Origin of the sequence: Candidatus Nanosynbacter sp. HMT-352 (assembly GCF_022819385.1) — a bacterium.
Classification (GTDB): Bacteria; Patescibacteriota; Saccharimonadia; order Saccharimonadales; family Saccharimonadaceae; genus Nanosynbacter.
On record NZ_CP089290.1, the window covers coordinates 585,642 to 600,718 of the forward strand.

The following is a 15,077-nucleotide window of genomic DNA, read 5'->3' on the forward strand; positions in this document are numbered from 1 at the left end:
TTATGGCTATAAAGTCAATTATATTACTCTATTAACTTCTTCTAATGTCGTTTCGCCGCGAAGAGCCGCTAACACGCCAGCCTGAAGTAGCGTCACCATGCCATCTTCTTTTGCAGCCTTCTCAATCGCTTCCGTGTGAACATCCTCAACATCGCCGCGCAAGAATTTCTGAATATTCTCGCTCACGACCAATTGCTCCATTACTGGAATTCGCCCCTTATAGCCGAATGGAACGTCGTCTGTCGGCACTGCACGCCAAAGCTTAAACGTATCCAAATCTGGGCAATCAACATTCTCTGGCAAATCCTTCAAAACCTCTTTCACCCACTTACGAGTCGCCTCATCCGGCTCATATTCTTCCTTGCTATCATCCCACAATCTCCTCACTAGCCGCTGAGCAATCACCAGCCGAACCGCCGAGCTAAAAATCGGGTTTTGCCCAATCATATCGATCATACGACTAAACGCCGCCGCAGTTGAATTGGCGTGAAAGCTGGACAACACCAAATGTCCCGTAATTGACGCCTGAATCGCAGTCTTCGCAGTTTCATTGTCGCGAATCTCACCAACCATCACCACGTCTGGGTCAAGACGCAAAACACTGCGCAAGCCATCAGCAAACCTCTGTCCATTTGTCGTATCAATTGGAATCTGAGCAATCCCAGGAATCGTATTTTCTACAGGATCTTCCAGCGTGATAATCTTTCGATCTGGCGTATTAAGGGCATTAAGAATACTATATAACGTCGTGGATTTTCCCGAACCAGTTGGACCAACCATCAACAACATTCCGCGCGGATGAGAAATAACTTCATCAATTTGCTCACGCTCTTTCTTTGAAATACTTAAGAGATCCAAGTTCAACATTGATTCGTCAAAATTAAATAATCGAAGCACCAAGTCTAAGCCATACACCGTCATCACAGCCTCCACACGCAAATTCAGCACATGCGATGCGCCATCTCTATGAATTTCCTGTTGCATATGCCCAGATTGAGGCTCTCTGGAAGCAGTAGAAATATTCGCACGAGACGCCAAAGTCGCCATAATCACTCGATATCTATCCCTACTAAGCTCCGCCACCGTGTGCAAAGCTCCGTCAACACGCATACGAATTCGAATCGATTCGCGCTGGTTCTCAATATGAATATCCGACGCACCCAACAAATCCGCTTGGTCAATCAAATAATTAAACACGTCATTTGTGCCCACGGAAGCCAAAGTCTGAGTAACCTGTGCTAGAGTATCGCTATCACCCTCCTTGGCAATTTCAATATTGTCGTAAATCACTTTTTTCGGCGGATCAAACCTGAGCATAATTGACCGAAACGCTGAACCAGAAATTAAGAAAAAGAAGATTCGCTTGCCGTTTTCAACATACTGATCTCGCATCCGCTTCATCAACGACTCAGAAGTTTGCGACGTAACGCCAAATCGATAAGATTGGTCTTCCTCGTTAAAGGCTAACGGGACCAGCCGACCCTTATACATTTCTTCTATCGTCAAAACACCCTTAAGCAAAGGTAAAGTTTCTTCAAATTCCCGCCCGTCAAGATATTGAAGTCCTAAAATTGACGCTCGACGACGAGTAGCTTCCTCATCTTGCTCACGGCGTCGCGCCTGAATTTTATCTTCGTCCATATGAAAATTATACCAAAAAGCTTACGGTTTGACGAGTGATATAATAGTGATATGAATCCAGAAATTACTCTGTTAGTCCATAATATTCGCTCGACGCACAATGTTGGGGCAATTTTTCGCACAGCCGAAGGATTTGGCGTAAAAAAGATTGTTCTTAGTGGTTACACGCCGTATCCAGAATTGAGTTTATGTAGCAAGGCGCCTGTTTGTGCGCTTGTCGATGGAGAAATTCGATCTGAAGACCCTCGCCTGCCGCATATTCGCGAAAAAATCACCAGCCAAATTCATAAAACCGCTTTGGGTGCGGAAAGTTTGGTGCCATTTGAGTTTTACGAGGATATCAATGATTGGATTAAAGAAAATCAGCGAACAGAAAACTTGCCAATTGTCGCGCTGGAGCAATCAAAAGACAGCGTGATGTTGCCAGAATTTCAGCCACCTGAAAAATTCGCGCTACTGCTTGGCGAAGAAGTCCACGGAATCACGCCAGAGCTTTTGGACAACTGCGACTTCACCGTAGAAATCCCGATGTTCGGCCAAAAAGAATCATTCAACGTGTCGGTCGCAACAGGAATTGCGCTGTTCGGACTGATTTTCCCGAGAACGAAATAATCTCAACAACACATAAATAAATCCCTCAAGTCTACTTATTGACTTTATTAAACATATGTGTTATATTTATATGAGCTTTCTCTGGAATCCCCCAGAGAAAGTAGTACCCGCACAAAAGGAGAAATGCAATGATGGACATTGCTATGATCATCACGACTATATCGGTCATGTACCTGGCTACATGGGCACTGTACTCCCACGACAAGATGTCGGGAGTCGTGCCATCAATCCTGGCTGTGATAGCAGCGACGGCAATTATGCTGGAGTTCGCTGCCTATATGGTAGTTCTGCTACCGATATTGCCCTGGTCAATATCAGCGGCAGTTTTTACAGCGACTGCCACACTGTTCGCTACGTGCTCATTGGCACGTAGCGCCGAAGCGAGGAATAAGCTGCGGGGCAAGAAGTCCCGCTGATAGATAGTTAGCTCGCCTTGAGACTTTTGGTCTCGGCTGAGACCTCTGTCAGCGGGCTAACTATCACTTTAGAACTACACACTCTTCACCCAGAGTGTTTTTTAATTGGCTTAATAGGTTATCATTAGCATCCACCTTAAACGGCAGACGCATGGCTGATTTTTCTTTCTCGCCCAACACCAAAACCACGTCAGTCGTGCCAGCATTCTCGCCGCAAACAGACTTCATTTTTACCAACCGCGAATGATCATTCGGGTCTTTAATATACACAAATAACTTTGAAGCGGGAATTTCTGGCGCAACATTAACAGGCGCCGAATGAGTTTTTGGCTGCGGTTTGGCGGCGTCATTCTTTACAGCAGACTTCGGAGAAACTCCATTTTTCTGATTGCGATAAGCTTCACGGCGCTCTTTTTTTACAGCAGAGCTAATTTTTGGCGCATCCATTTTACGGCCAGTCGACTCATAGCCATTGATATCGTTGTCCGTAATTGCAATAATATCATCGGCAATTAGCTTACTTTCATTGCCCAAATTTCCGTCACGATCTCGAGCTGAATTTTTACCAGAAACTCGAATCACCGCGTCCTGAACCAGCTTGGCGCCAACTTTCTCATACAGATTTGGGAAAACAATTATTTCACCCTCACCGAACTTGTCCTCAATTCCCACGAACGCCATTTTTGAACCGCTTTTCGTGACGATTGTACGAACAGTGCTAATAATTCCCCCAATCGTCATCATTCGACTGTCGTACTCAGGAACTAATTGCGTCAATGGTTGAGTTTGCTCGCTCAAATACGTTTCATACCTATCAAGCGGATGTGCCGAGATGTACAACCCCAACAATTCTCGCTCCCACATCAAGTGCTCTTTATCGTCGTGTTTCACGGGAGCCTTCTGGAGATGAAGAGTCGATTGGACGCTCGCTGCATCATCGCCACCCAACATTCCAAACAAATTGGTCTGTCCGCTGGCGGCTTCTTTTTGGAGCTTGGACGCAAATGATGTAATAGAATCCAGATTGAATAGCAAATCAGATCGATCACCCATATCATCAAACGCACCAGACTTGATAAGCGACTCCCAGGCTTTTCTGTTGAACTTGCTGGTTGAAACGCGCCTAGCAAAATCCTCAACCGACGTAAACGGACCATCTTCGCGCGCCCGCAGAACTTCCTCGACCGCACCAACGCCAACGCCCTTTACTGCCGACATTCCGAAACGAATTTTATTCTCATTCGGCACCACAGCAAACTCAACGAATGATTCGTTTACGTCAGGACTCAGCACACTAATTCCCATATGCTTACATTCGGTGATTTCAATTGCCAGACGATCAGTGTCATCATGGTCGCTAGTCATAAGCGCCGCCATAAACGCGTCAGGATAATGCGCTTTCAAATAAGCCGTCCAATAGGCGATCAAACCATAGCAAGCGGCGTGCGACTTATTGAAACAATAGTTAGCGAATTCTTCCAGCTGAGTCCAGAACGTTTCCGCAATTTCCTTAGTCGCGCCACCAACTTTAACTGCGCCCTCGACGAATTCAGGCTTGACCTTTTTCATCAAGTCAATTTTCTTCTTACCAACAGCCTTACGCAATGTATCAGCCTGACCACCAGTAAATCCACACCATTCCTTAGAAATCTGCATAAACTGCTCCTGATAGACCAAAATTCCGTAAGTATTTTTCAGCGAGTTTTTCATTCCAGAATGCAAATAAGTTATTTCTTCCTCGCCGTGTTTACGCCTAATAAAGCTGTCAATAAACTGCATCGGGCCTGGACGATAAAGAGCCACCATAGCAATAATATCTTCAAACGTAGTCGGCTTTAGTCCGCGCAAATATCGCTTCATTCCCGCCGATTCCAACTGAAAAACACCAGTTGTGTCGCCGCGCTGAAACAGCTCATAGGTCTTTTTATCATCAAGCGGCAACTCCGAAAGATTAATTTCTTTCTTGTAAGCTTTTCGGATAATCCTCATGGCGTTATTGATAATCGTAAGGTTCGAAAGTCCCAAAAAGTCCATCTTCAATAGGCCCAACTCTTCAACTTCGCCCATCGGGAACTGAGTTGCCACCACGCCCTTTTGCGCCATTTCAAGCGGAATATAATTGACCAACGTATCTGGCGCGATCACCACGCCACAAGCATGAACACCGTGGCTACGAATCGTCCCTTCCAACTGAATTGCATAATCCAAAACTTCCTTCGCAGTCGGATTATTTTCATATTCATTCCGAAGGTCCGCGTCTTCTTTAATACTTACCGACAACGGAATATGACGCCCCTGGCTTGGCGGCGGGACTAACTTCGCCAATCGGTCGCTCTCAGCGTACGGAACCTCCAAAACCCTGGCGACATCACGCACTGCCATACGACCAAACATCTTACCGAACGTTGCAATATTACTGACGTGATCCTCTCCATATTTTTTCGCACAATACTCAATCACTTCATCGCGACGCGTATCCTGAATATCGACGTCGATGTCGGGCATAGAAATACGATCAGGATTAAGAAATCGCTCAAACAGCAAACCATATTTTAGAGGGTCAAGATCTGTAATATTCAGCGCATACGCAATAATCGAACCAGCCGCGCTACCACGCCCCGGACCAAAAACAATTCCTTGAGATTTTCCCCAGTTGATAAAATCCTGGACGATCAAGAAATAACCTTCATAGCCCATATTACCCATCACACCGAGTTCCATCTTAGCGCGCTCACGAACCTCCTCGGATAACTGAGGGATAATCTCGTCAGGATCCAACTTTTCAGCCTCCTCCTTCGAAGCTCCATTGTAACGTTGTAGCAAACCTTGATATGTCAATCTGAGCAGATACGAATGTTCGTTCTCGCCGTCTGGCAATGGATATTTTGGAATAAGAATCCGCCCAAGCTCAATCTCAACGTCGCAGCGATCAGCTATTTTTTTCGTGTTGCGAATAACTTCAGGAAATTCCTCGCCCCAGTGATCAATAATATCGCGCGGGTCCGTCAAATGAAGCTCAAAATCCTTCAAGCTCATCCGCTTTTCGTCGCTGAGATATGAACCCGTCCCAACACAAAGCAGAATCTCGTGCGCGTCTTGATATTCATGCGTCAAATAGTGACCATCACAAGTCACCACCATTTCAATACCAAGCTCTTTTGAAAGCTTAATCAAGCCCTCGTTAATCTTCGCCTGCACATCCCAATGCGTGTTCGACTTCGGGTGTCCGTGGTCCTGCAGCTCCAAATAATAGCGATCGCCAAAAATTGACTTATACCACTTGGCAATCTCACGAGCGCGATCATAATCATCCTCTTTCAGCGCCACGCCAATTTCACCACTCGCGCAACCACTCAGGACAATCAGCCCCTCATTCAACTCCTCCAGCAAATCATGGTCAATTCGCGGCTTATAATACATTCCCTCCAGATTGGCGCGCGTCGACAACTTCATCAAGTTGTGAAAACCCGTGTTGTTCATCGCCAGCACAGTCAAGTGAAAACGCTGCTTGTCCTTACCTGGATCGCGGTCAAATCGTGAACGAGTCGCCACGTAAGTTTCAATTCCAATAATCGGCTTAATTCCCGCTTTTTTGGCAGTTTTGTAATAGTCCAAAATGCCACTCATCGTGCCGTGATCAGTTACGGCGGCAGCCTCCATCCCGAGCTCCTTAACCTTATCGACCAAGTCATGAATCTTAGTCAATCCGTCCAGCACCGAGTGAAAGGTGTGATTATGGAGATGCACGAAATCTGACGGCTTCAAAGCCGCCGACGATAATTGTTCGCTCGTCCCCTCAGTCATTAATAACAATTATAGCACGCTATTGACGACGTTGCATTGTCTCAATTAAGTGGTTGATAAAATCAGCCAACGGCGGGAAAATGTCGGCAAATTGCCCCAAAATCCAAATCAATATCGCGATCAATAACGTCGCACCCAAAGCACTTCCCAGACCAAAGAAAATTCCGCGAACAAAATTCACCCAGTAAACCTGGTGGCGAGATTTATGAAAATCAAAGAATAAATCCTCCAAAATCGCCCGACGAGCATCGTTTTCGTTATCACGAACGACTTTTTTTGCTAGCTTATTTGGCTGTTCTTTGGCTGACTTTTTCACTCTTTCTTACCTTTTTCTTTGAGAAAAATTTCGAGAAAAATCCACTCTTTGAAGCGAAGCTTTTGGCTAGTTCCACGCCAATTGAAACCGTACTTACAATTCCATTCAGACTAGCAATTCGCTGGCTTATCGCCTCCACGTTCTGCTGAGTTTGGCGAATTTGGCGCGTTAATTTGATGATGGAAATTGTCATAGCGATCATCATGATGACAAAAATCACCATCAAAATCACTAATATAATAAGCAATCCGTTCATGCTATTTATTATACATTATTTTAGACGATCCGTCAGATGAGCACGTAATTTATCGCCAAAATTAGGATCACGTAACCCAAAGTCAATCACCGTTTTTAGATATTCCAATTTGTCACCAGTGTCATAATAAGTGCCGTTCGTAATTTCTACGCCGTAAAAATCAAATCCGTCGTCAATCATTTGTTGCATAATTGGCTGAATTGTAAACTCGCCGTTGCCGTCAAATTCTTCCTTGGCTTTGTCTAGATAGCCGAAAATCTCGCCCGGAAGCAAATAGCTACTGACGCTAGCCAAATCAGAAGGTGCGTTCTCCTTGCCCGGCTTTTCAACGATATTCGTCATTTTTATAACGCCGTCTTTTACCCCTTGACCATTGATGACTCCATAACGATCAAATTCCGCGTCATCGGTGATTTTCTTACACGATAGAACCGCTCCATCTAAGCTTTCTGACGCCTCAATCATCTGCTTGAAACGACTTGGACTAGCCGCAATAAAGTCATCCGCAAATGTGTAAATCACAGGCTCATCATGATGAATCAAATGCGAAGCACAGGCCAAAGGCGTTGCGTTGCCGTACGGACCTTTCTGGCGAATATAAATAAAGTTCGCCATATCAGCCAGATTCTGCACCGCGTCAATGAATGGCTGTTTTTTAGGGCCGCCAGCGCGCAAATTAGCCAAAAGTTCTTCATTCGGCTCATCAAAATGGTCCTCGATTGCTCGCTTATTCGCGCTACCGATAATGATGATATCTTTAATGCCAGCTTCGACCAATTCCTCGACGACGTATTGAATAATCGGCTTATCAATCAGCGGCAACATCTCCTTTGGCATGGCTTTGGTTTGCGGCAAAAATCGCGTACCAAAACCGGCAGCGGCGATGATAGCTTTAGTTGGTTTTCTCATATTTCAGCTCCTATCCCCTATTATTTTCAGCAATTCTAAAGTTTCTCGCGAATCAGTTTTTGCGCAAGGCTTGGGTTGGCTTGGCCCTTAGACTTCTTCATAACTTGCCCGACCAAATAGCCAATAGCCTTATCTTTTCCAGCCTTAATATCTGCAATTGAAGCCGCCGAAGCTGGATCGTTTAGAACTTCGTCAACGATTGCAGCAATCGCCGATTCATCAGAAACCTGCAACAAATTCTTCTCTTCGGCAAGCTTACGCGGATTTTTCGCGCCAGCCAGAAGCTCATTAAATAACTCCTTCGCATTCGTGCTGGAAACTTCAGACTTCTCTGTCATTTCAGCCAATTCTATCAAATCGTCAACCGCCACGCGTGCAGATTCGTTGTCCGTTTGCGCGTCATTTTCATCGGAAGTTGTCAATGCGCTCGCAAACCAATGCGCGACTCGCTTAGCGGACGCCTCGCCAGACTTTTCCTGAACTTCCAATGTAATCTGGGCATAATCCTGATTAGACAAAAGCGAATTGATAACAGATTTATCCAAGTTTAGCGCGCTCCATTTTTCCCTATATTCACCAGGAAGCATCGGCACTTTGGACTGAATTTCAGCAATCACCTCGTCAGTCAACACAACTGGCGGAATATCTGGGTCTGGCATATAACGATAATCCTGCGCGTCTTCCTTTGACCTCTGAGAAATAGTTATCTGCTTGTCATCATTCCAGCCTCTGGTTTCCTGAACAACTTCTTCGCCACGCTCCAAGATATCGACTTGGCGCTTGAACTCGTACTCAGCAGCCCTTTCAACGCTGCGGAAGGAATTGAGATTCTTAATTTCTGCGCGCTTTCCCAATTCTGTCGCACCCTTCTTTGCCACCGAAATATTAACGTCAAATCGCATATTTCCGTGATACAAATTACCGTAAGTTACACCCGCGTAAACCATCAATTTATGAAGTTCCGAAACGTAAGCTTTAGCCTCCTCGGCCGAATGCATATCTGGCTCAGAAACAATCTCAATCAGCGGCGTGCCAGCGCGGTTAAGGTCGACCAACGAATAGCCGTCGTGATGTGTCAGTTTACCAGCATCTTCCTCCATGTGAGCATGATCAATTCGCACGCGTTTCAAAGAACCATCTTCCAGCGGCGCATCGACATATCCAGCCAAAATAATCGGATTATACATCTGTGAAGTCTGATAGCCCTTTGGTAAATCTGGATAAAAATAATGCTTTCGGTCAAATCGGCTAACGTGCGCAATTGGCGAATTCAAGGCTTTTCCAGCGCGAACCGCCAACTCAACAGCGTGCTTGTTCAAAACTGGCAACATCCCCGGCAAACCAAAGTCAATCTGATGCGTCTTGCTATTCGGCTCAGCGTCGCGAGCGTCATTATCGGCCGGGCTAAATAGCTTGGTTTTCGTCGCCAACTGAACGTGACATTCGATACCAATTGTCATTTCATAATCGTCATATACACTCATTATAATGCTCCCAAATCTTTTAATGCCTGTTCAAAACTCGCCATCGCTCGACGAAAACTCTGTGCTGTTACCGTTACATTGGTTTCGTGGGCAATTTGATTGCGCAATTTATGCGCCGCCCAAAGCCCATTTTCATCGCTCCAATATCCCTTGCGAGATTTCATACGTTCGCCCATCGTTTCGCCAGCCACACCACAGTCGCGCATAGCTTTGTCTAGCAACTTGTCTGCCTTCATTATCGCCATTTGCATACTTTCCGATTTTCTGGTTTCGACATTGCGCAAAATTTGCCGCCAAACCCTCTGATACATTTCCTTGTCAATTTGACCGCGACCACGAGAAGTCAATTGAATGAAAATCATCAGCAAGGCGCCGATAATCAACGCCGCAACAACTATCGCGACTATCAATCCGTCCATCAAATCTTCTCCACTTCCGAAACCAGCTTCAGCAAGTTCTTGTCCGACTTGTAATCGCCAATAAGCTGCACGCCAATTGGCAAACCTTCATCGCTATTTCCAGCTGGCGCGGCAACCGCAGGAAGTCCAGCCAAACTTGCCGGCACAGTCATAATGTCCGCCAAATACATTTTTATCGGATCGCTAGCATTCTCCCCAATCTTAAACGCAGGAGTCGGCGCAACCGGCATCAATAGCGCGTCATATTCGGTAAACAGTTTTTTAAACTCGTCAATAAGCAGCGTCCTGGCTTTTTGAGCTTGCATATAGTAAGCGTCAAAGAATCCACTTGACAATACGAAACTTCCTATCATGATTCGTCGCTTATTCTCAGTCATAAATCCTTCATTTCGACTACGACCGTAAAGTTCCGCCAAAGTCTTTACTTCCGCTGCTCGATGACCATATCGCACGCCGTCATATCGCGCCAAATTCGAGGACAATTCCGCCGGCACAATTATGTAATACATCGCCAGCGAATGTTGCATCATACTCAAATCTACTTCTTCAATTTCATAGCCAAGCTTCTTCAATTTCTCCGCATAATCAAGCGTTTTTTGGCGGACTTCCGCGTCCACGTCGTCGGTCATACATTGCTTAACTAGACCTATTTTTTTCTTTGCAAATTCTGGTTGGTTATTCCAAAAATCAGACAAAGTCGTCATATCTTTATCATCGCGACCAGCCATAATTTCCATCACCAAGTCCGCATCTTCAGCGTTCGTAGCAAAACAGCCAATTGTGTCCGTGCTTGACGCCATCGCCACTACGCCGTAGCGACTAACCGCCCCGTAAGTCGGCTTAATTCCAACTACGCCATTAAAGCTGGCTGGCTGACGAATCGAACCGCCAGTATCCGTACCAAGCGCAAATGGAACCACGTCAAGCGCCGTAACTACCGCCGATCCACCAGATGATCCACCAGCAACTCGCGTTTCATCTGCAGCGTTCTTAGTTGGACCGAATGCCGAGTTTTCCGTCGAACCACCGTGCGCAAAAGCATCCAAATTCGCCTTACCGATGCAAATCGCACCTTCCGCTTCCAATTTTTCAACAGCCGTCGCCTGCAATGGCGCATTAAAGTTTTCTAGCATTTTTGAAGCGGCAGTCGTTGGCGCACCAAACGCCAAAAAATTGTCCTTCACAACAAATGGCACGCCCGCCAATCGTCCAGAAACCTCGCCAGCATCAACTTTTTCTGCTCGTTCCAGCGCACGCTCTTCCGTCAAGCTAAGTAGCGCATTATATTCCTCAATTTCACGCGCTCGTCGCAACGCTCCTTTTACGTTCTCGACCGCGCTCTTGCCAATAAAATCACTAATCTTACTCATTACAATACCTGCGGAACTTTCACTTGGTTATTCTGTTTTTCTGGTGCCAAATCAAGCAACTTCTCAACAGGAATCCCCGCCTGAATTTCATCTTCGCGCCAAACATTGCTCAGTCCCGTAACTTGATAAGTCGGCTCAACACCCGACACGTCAAGCTCGCCCAACTGCTCAATATAGCCAATTATATTTTCCAAATCTTGGCGCAGTCCGTCGGTTTCGTCATCAGTCAATGCCAGACTACTCAAACTCGCCAAGTGCTGAATATCGCTGGTAGAAATAGTTATCATATCAATATTATACCACTAAAAAAAGCCGCCCATCAAAGTGAGCGACTTTATTTTTCCAAGTTTTATTACATTGAGTAATCTTGGTAGTTCTTGTAGCGACTGTAGTCTGATGGAATAGTTTTTGCTGAGCTGCCCGTGTCGTGCGCTTTAACGGCAATTGTGATAGCGCCAGTCAATAGTACGACAGAAGAAGCCACAATCAACATCAAAGACAAAGCCTTTGACATGTTGCGTCCTTTGACAATTTGGCAAATGAAGTAAGCGCTAGTAGCAACAATTGCAAGAGCTAATGCGTATGGCAAGAATTCACCCAAGTACAAGCTCTTATAGAATTCGCCGCCGTCACCAACGCCGATAAATAGCAATGAGTTGATCAAAATGCTTACTAATCGAGCAACCAAGTCGACAGCTGGAATAATCAAAACCGCCAAACCGCCGTAAGTTACCAATTTGTAAGCTGTTCGCTTTGTGTAGCCTTCACGCTCCGGAACAGCTTTTGATACGCGAGAGAATAGAACTAGTGACAATACAGCCAAAAGCACAGCAAATACTGACGCTGCAACAATTCCCGTTCCCTGAGTTACCATCGATGGCGCGAAAAATCCGCCGACACTTCTTAATAACATTGATGTTGAGTTCGTCCACAAACCAAACACCTTAGTTATGATGTCAATCAGCAACATGATTGAAACAATTGCCGAACCCATTGCTAAAGCGTATTCCAAAGTTAGCATCTTTGCTTTGCCCTTATTTGGGTCTTCATATGCGTATTGTGGATATGCTTGGTAAGCATTTGGTTGCATCGGCATTTCTGGTTGCGCGACGTTTGTTGGCTGTGGTTGTTCTTTTGTTGCCATAATCCCTCCTAATCTAATAATATTTTTATTCTACATCGTATGACGAATTTCTGCAATTAAATCACGCAGTTCTGCCGCTTTTTCAAACTCCAAATTAGCGCTATGCAATTCCATCTGCGCCGTCAGATCTTTAATCAAAGCCGGATATTCGTCTTTTGGAATTTTCTTCAGGTTGAGCTTTGGCTTTTTATCAGATTCTTTTTGCGGAATAATCGAACGCAAACCGTCGTCAATTTTCTTCTGAATAGTTTGCGGCGTAATATTATGCTCTTCGTTATATTTCTGCTGGATCGCTCGACGTCGATTCGTTTCGTCAATTGCTCGACGCATACTATCCGTAACATTGTCTCCATACATAATAACTCGCCCATCAACGTGCCGCGCCGCCCGCCCAATCGTCTGAATCAGTGCCTGCTCACTACGCAAAAAACCTTCTTTATCAGCGTCCATAATTGCTACCAAACTGACCTCCGGAAGGTCCAGACCTTCGCGCAACAGATTAATCCCAACCAGCACGTCATACGTTCCAAGTCGCAAATCTTTCAGAATATCGCCACGCTCCAGCGTATCAATTTCGCTATGCAAATATGCCGTCCTTACGCCGTTTTCCGTCAAATAAGCGCTCAAGTCCTCCGCCATTCGCTTGGTTAATGTCGTCACCAACACGCGATGACCTTTTGCAATCGTCTGGCGAATTTCCTCCATCAAATCATCAACCTGTCCGTCGGTCGGTCGAACTTCAATCGGCGGATCAAGCAACCCAGTCGGTCGAATAAGCTGCTCAGCTGGCTTTGGCGAGTGAGAAAGTTCATAATCTCCCGGCGTGGCGGAAACATAAATTGCCTGATGAATATGCTGATTGAACTCGTCAAATCGAAGCGGGCGATTGTCCAATGCGCTCGGAAGACGAAAACCATGCTCAACCAAAACTTCCTTACGGGCGCGATCGCCATTGTACATTCCTCGAACTTGCGGCAATGTCATGTGCGATTCGTCAACCAAAAGCAACCAATCGTCCGGAAAATAATCAATCAAAGTCGCAGGCTGCTCGCCAGGTTCTCGGTCGGTCAAATAGCGCGAATAATTCTCAATCCCCTTCACGAAACCAGTTTCCTTCAACATCTCCAAGTCATATTTGGTACGCTGACTTAGCCTTTGCGCCTCTAAAAACTTGCCATTATCCTCAAACCATTTCAGTCGCTGATTAAACTCATTCTCAATTCCAACAATCGCTTTTTCAATTCGCTCACGTGGCGTCGAATAGTGGCTGGACGGGAAAATTGTCAATTGGTCTGGTCGATCCAAAATCTCGCCAGTCAAAGGGTCAATCTTCGTTAGCCGCTCAATTTCATCGCCAAAGAATTCCACGCGAACCGCAGTGTTTTGACCTGCCGGAAAAATATCCACGACATCGCCGCGCACCCGAAAAGTTCCGCGCGCAAAATCGACGTCATTGCGTTTATACTGAATGTCGGTTAGTAGGCGGATAAACTTGTCCTGAACTCGCCTTTCGCCAACGGTCAATTTAATAGCCATATCAGCGTAAGTTTCTGGCGAACCAATGCCATAAATACAACTCACGCTCGCCACGATAATTACGTCGCGACGTGTAAGCAGCGCAGAAGTTGCAGCGTGCCTAAGCCGATCAATCTCGTCATTGATTTTCGAATCTTTCTCGATGTAAGTGTCGCTTGAAGCGATGTACGCCTCTGGCTGATAGTAGTCAAAATAACTAACAAAATAATGGACTTCATTGTCCGGAAAAAATTCCTTAAACTCAGAAAAAAGTTGAGCCGCCAAAGTCTTATTATGCGCCAAAACCAGCGTCGGTACATTGCGCTCGGCAATGATATTCGCCATCGTAAACGTCTTACCTGAACCAGTTACACCCAGCAAAGTTTGCTCGCGCTGACCTTTTTCCAAACCATCGACTAACTGAGCAATTGCTCGCGGCTGATCACCCGTGGGCTGATATGAAGAAGAGAGGCGAAATTTATTCACCTCTCTATTTTACTATATTTACGAAAACTAGTCTTGGCTATAAGTTTGAGACGAGCCAGAAACTTCACATTTGCCGTCAACCAAACGACTCGGAACCGACGCCGACTTCAAGTCTGAGCATGACATACCGCCTTGCTGCGTGCCTGCAACAATTGCAATTTCACCAGTGCCGTTCTTTGGTCCGATGATAGTATAAGCGTTCGTCAGGCCATATACTGCCGCATATTTTCCGTATGCACGGTCAATGATTGGCTCATACACTGGACCCTCACGCTCTGGAATTGGCCGACCAACTTTAGACTTCAAAAACTTCTTCAAAGAACTGTCAATATCCAACTTATCAACATCGCTTGCTGAAGTTAAACGAATGCCCGTGCCGTCGCCTTTGGTTCGGAAATCCTTATACTCTTTCTTTGCCTCATTTGATGGCTCCTCGCCTTCACTATGCGCTTTTTCTATTGAATCAGATGAATCCTTCTTTGTCTGGCTACTTTTTACCGAAGCGCTAGAATCCTTGTCTTTATACACAGCGCCAGCAATTATCCAAGTAGCCATAGCGACAATGATTATACCCATAACAATCACCGCCGCGATCAGCCATTTATTAGCCGTTGATTTATTTTCCATAAAACCTCCATTTAGATTGTGCTTTGATTGTATATGATGGATTATTTGCCGTCAACATATTGTAACCATAGGCATTTT

14 protein-coding genes are annotated in these 15,077 nt (G+C 45.6%); 2 read left to right on the forward strand and 12 right to left on the reverse strand.

The genetic code is table 11. The annotated features are described in order from the left end of the window. Nucleotides 1-18: 18 nt before the first annotated feature. Nucleotides 19-1,641, reverse strand: a complete 1,623-nt coding sequence (locus LRM44_RS03085) for a GspE/PulE family protein (RefSeq protein WP_243803707.1) — start codon at nt 1,639-1,641, stop codon at nt 19-21. A 51-nt stretch (nt 1,642-1,692) separates the two neighbouring features. Between LRM44_RS03085 and LRM44_RS03090 the strand changes: the two genes are divergently transcribed. Then, nucleotides 1,693-2,253, forward strand: coding sequence for a TrmH family RNA methyltransferase (locus LRM44_RS03090; protein ID WP_243803708.1), 561 nt, complete (start codon nt 1,693-1,695; stop codon nt 2,251-2,253). Nucleotides 2,254-2,434: 181 nt separating this feature from the next. After that, nucleotides 2,435-2,626, forward strand: a complete 192-nt coding sequence (locus LRM44_RS03095) for a hypothetical protein (protein WP_129743646.1) — start codon at nt 2,435-2,437, stop codon at nt 2,624-2,626. Nucleotides 2,627-2,732: 106 nt separating this feature from the next. Here the strand turns inward: LRM44_RS03095 and dnaE are convergent, their stop codons facing one another. From dnaE to LRM44_RS03150, 11 genes are all read right to left on the reverse strand, one after another. Beyond that, the gene (dnaE, locus tag LRM44_RS03100) at nt 2,733-6,473 is read right to left on the reverse strand and encodes a DNA polymerase III subunit alpha (RefSeq protein ID WP_243803709.1); all 3,741 of its coding nucleotides are present in this window, start codon (nt 6,471-6,473) and stop codon (nt 2,733-2,735) included. A 19-nt stretch (nt 6,474-6,492) separates the two neighbouring features. After that, complete coding sequence (locus LRM44_RS03105; RefSeq protein ID WP_243803710.1) at nt 6,493-6,789, reverse strand: DUF5665 domain-containing protein; 297 nt, start codon at nt 6,787-6,789, stop codon at nt 6,493-6,495. Further along, nucleotides 6,758-7,045, reverse strand: coding sequence for a hypothetical protein (locus LRM44_RS03110; RefSeq protein ID WP_243803711.1), 288 nt, complete (start codon nt 7,043-7,045; stop codon nt 6,758-6,760). The genes LRM44_RS03105 and LRM44_RS03110 overlap by 32 nt, the downstream gene beginning before the upstream one ends. A 15-nt stretch (nt 7,046-7,060) precedes the next feature. Next, on the reverse strand, nt 7,061-7,954 hold the full coding sequence (locus LRM44_RS03115; protein ID WP_243803712.1) for a UTP--glucose-1-phosphate uridylyltransferase: 894 nt from the start codon (nt 7,952-7,954) through the stop codon (nt 7,061-7,063). Nucleotides 7,955-7,989: 35 nt separating this feature from the next. Beyond that, complete coding sequence (gene gatB / locus LRM44_RS03120) at nt 7,990-9,438, reverse strand: Asp-tRNA(Asn)/Glu-tRNA(Gln) amidotransferase subunit GatB (protein WP_243803713.1); 1,449 nt, start codon at nt 9,436-9,438, stop codon at nt 7,990-7,992. After that, nucleotides 9,438-9,857, reverse strand: a complete 420-nt coding sequence (locus LRM44_RS03125) for a hypothetical protein (protein WP_129637596.1) — start codon at nt 9,855-9,857, stop codon at nt 9,438-9,440. Before LRM44_RS03125 ends, gatB begins: the two co-directional genes overlap by 1 nt. Next, entirely contained in the window at nt 9,857-11,227 is a 1,371-nt protein-coding gene (gatA, locus tag LRM44_RS03130; protein WP_243803714.1) for an Asp-tRNA(Asn)/Glu-tRNA(Gln) amidotransferase subunit GatA, read from the reverse strand. The genes LRM44_RS03125 and gatA overlap by 1 nt, the downstream gene beginning before the upstream one ends. Continuing rightward, nucleotides 11,227-11,514, reverse strand: coding sequence for an Asp-tRNA(Asn)/Glu-tRNA(Gln) amidotransferase subunit GatC (gene gatC / locus LRM44_RS03135; protein WP_243803715.1), 288 nt, complete (start codon nt 11,512-11,514; stop codon nt 11,227-11,229). Before gatC ends, gatA begins: the two co-directional genes overlap by 1 nt. A gap of 65 nt (nt 11,515-11,579) precedes the next feature. Continuing rightward, nucleotides 11,580-12,371 carry a hypothetical protein gene (locus tag LRM44_RS03140; protein ID WP_243803716.1) on the reverse strand — a complete coding sequence of 264 codons (792 nt, stop codon included), beginning with the start codon at nt 12,369-12,371 and terminating at the stop codon, nt 11,580-11,582. A gap of 30 nt (nt 12,372-12,401) precedes the next feature. Beyond that, a complete protein-coding gene (gene uvrB, locus LRM44_RS03145; RefSeq protein WP_243803717.1) occupies nt 12,402-14,372 on the reverse strand; it encodes an excinuclease ABC subunit UvrB in 1,971 nt (656 codons plus the stop codon). A 27-nt stretch (nt 14,373-14,399) separates the two neighbouring features. Continuing rightward, nucleotides 14,400-14,999, reverse strand: a complete 600-nt coding sequence (locus LRM44_RS03150; protein WP_243803718.1) for a hypothetical protein — start codon at nt 14,997-14,999, stop codon at nt 14,400-14,402. Nucleotides 15,000-15,077: the final 78 nt, after the last annotated feature.

Bases quoted from the DNA above. Each gene is read 5' to 3' on its own strand.
- LRM44_RS03150 (WP_243803718.1), bottom strand. From the start codon at position 14,999: ATGGAAAATAAATCAACGGCTAATAAATGGCTGATCGCGGCGGTGATT.
- LRM44_RS03095 (WP_129743646.1), top strand. From the start codon at position 2,435: ATGGGCACTGTACTCCCACGACAAGATGTCGGGAGTCGTGCCATCAAT.
- LRM44_RS03140 (WP_243803716.1), bottom strand. From the start codon at position 12,371: ATGGCAACAAAAGAACAACCACAGCCAACAAACGTCGCGCAACCAGAA.
- LRM44_RS03090 (WP_243803708.1), top strand. From the start codon at position 1,693: ATGAATCCAGAAATTACTCTGTTAGTCCATAATATTCGCTCGACGCAC.
- LRM44_RS03125 (WP_129637596.1), bottom strand. From the start codon at position 9,857: ATGGACGGATTGATAGTCGCGATAGTTGTTGCGGCGTTGATTATCGGC.
- gatB (WP_243803713.1), bottom strand. From the start codon at position 9,438: ATGAGTGTATATGACGATTATGAAATGACAATTGGTATCGAATGTCAC.
- LRM44_RS03085 (WP_243803707.1), bottom strand. From the start codon at position 1,641: ATGGACGAAGATAAAATTCAGGCGCGACGCCGTGAGCAAGATGAGGAA.
- LRM44_RS03110 (WP_243803711.1), bottom strand. From the start codon at position 7,045: ATGAACGGATTGCTTATTATATTAGTGATTTTGATGGTGATTTTTGTC.
- dnaE (WP_243803709.1), bottom strand. From the start codon at position 6,473: ATGACTGAGGGGACGAGCGAACAATTATCGTCGGCGGCTTTGAAGCCG.
- LRM44_RS03115 (WP_243803712.1), bottom strand. From the start codon at position 7,954: ATGAGAAAACCAACTAAAGCTATCATCGCCGCTGCCGGTTTTGGTACG.
- gatC (WP_243803715.1), bottom strand. From the start codon at position 11,514: ATGATAACTATTTCTACCAGCGATATTCAGCACTTGGCGAGTTTGAGT.
- gatA (WP_243803714.1), bottom strand. From the start codon at position 11,227: ATGAGTAAGATTAGTGATTTTATTGGCAAGAGCGCGGTCGAGAACGTA.